The 1,634-nt window shown below is 60.8% G+C and carries 2 protein-coding genes; both read right to left on the bottom strand.

Annotation, left to right across the window (positions count from 1 at the left end):
* Positions 1-229: phosphopantetheine-binding protein (locus tag Acor_RS00045; RefSeq protein WP_170316736.1), on the bottom strand; the 229-nt coding region annotated here is incomplete at its 3' end.
* Positions 202-1,634, bottom strand: a 1,433-nt coding sequence (locus tag Acor_RS00040) for a non-ribosomal peptide synthetase (protein WP_155334399.1), incomplete at its 5' end; no start/stop codon positions are given. The genes Acor_RS00045 and Acor_RS00040, both read right to left, overlap by 28 nt.

Here is a 1,634-nt window from a genome sequence, read left to right as displayed (position 1 = left end):
GGATCCGGCTCAAAAGCCGGGACGCCAACAACGAATGCCCACCCAAATCAAAGAAATTATCGTCAACACCAACCGCCGCCAACCCCAGCACCTCAGCAAACAAACCACACAAAATCTCCTCACGAGCAGTACGCGCCACCCGCCCCGACACCGCCACCCAACCCGCCGGCAACACCCGCCGATCGATCTTGCCGTTAGGCGTCAACACGAACCGATCAACCACCACCACAACCGACGGCACCATGTAATCCGGCAGACGAGCAGCCACAAACCCCCGCAACCCCTCCCCATCAACACCACCCCCCGCCACCAAAGCACATACGCCACCAAACGACCACCCGCCGCCACCACCACAGCCTGCGCCACCCCGGAATGCTCCGCCAAAACCGCCTCAACCTCACCCGGCTCCACCCGGAATCCACGAACCTTCACCTGATCATCAGCACGACCGACAAACTCCAACTCCCCATCCCCACGCCACCGCACCACATCCCCAGTCCGATACATCCGCTCACCCGCCACACCAAAAGGACACGCCACAAAACGCGACGCCGTCAGCCCCGACCGCCCCAAATAACCACGCGCCAAACCCGGCCCCGCCACATACAACTCACCCGCCACCCCCACCGGCACCGGACACAAATCACCACCCAGCACATAAACCCGCGCACCGACAATCGGCCGCCCAATCAAACCCCACTCCCCCACACCATCCACACCCACCCGGCACTCCCGGAAAGTCACATCAACCGTCGCCTCCGTCGGACCATACGCATTGAACAACACCCGACCACGACCCCACCGCTCCACAACCTCCCCCCGAACCGCCTCACCACCCGAAATCACCACCTCCAAATCAGGCAACAACACATCCGGAGTAACCGCCAGCACCGCCGGCGGAATATGCGCATGCGTAATCCGCGAAGCCCGAAGAAACCCCGCCAACTCATCACCCGACAACGTCCCACCCGGCACATGCAAACTAGCCCCGCTCAACAACGCCAAACACACCTCCGCCACCGCCACATCAAAACTCATCGAAACCAACTGCATCACACGACTATCCTCAGAAACACCATAAGAACCGACCTGATGAGCCGACAGACTCGCAATCCCCGCATGCGTCACCACCACACCCTTCGGCCGCCCCGTCGACCCAGACGTATAAATCACATAAGCCGGATGCCCCAACTCCAACGCACACAACCGATCCGAATCCGACGGATCATCAACACGATCACCCACCCCGAAAACCAACTCATCAACCAACACCAAAGGAACCCCACCAACCGGCAGACCACCCGCCACCGCACCCGTCGTCAACACACACAACGGATCCGCATCCCCCAGCAAAAACGCCACCCGATCCACCGGATAACCCAAATCCACCGGCAAATACGCCGCCCCACTCTTCAAAACAGCCAACAACCCCACCACCATCGACACCCCCCGCGGCAAAGCCAAACCCACCACCCGCTCCGGCCCAGCCCCCAACCCAATCAACCGATGCGCCAACCGATTAGCCAGAACATTCAACTCCGCATAACTCAACGACACCTCCCCATCAACCACCGCCACCCGCCCACCCGAAACAGCCACCCGACCCTCAAACAACTCAGGAAACGTCAACCCAG

This window comes from Acrocarpospora corrugata (genome assembly GCF_009687845.1).
In the GTDB taxonomy this organism is placed as follows: Bacteria; Actinomycetota; Actinomycetes; order Streptosporangiales; family Streptosporangiaceae; genus Acrocarpospora; species Acrocarpospora corrugata.
Note: the sequence above shows the minus strand (reverse complement) of the source record. Positions and strands in the feature narration are given on the sequence as shown.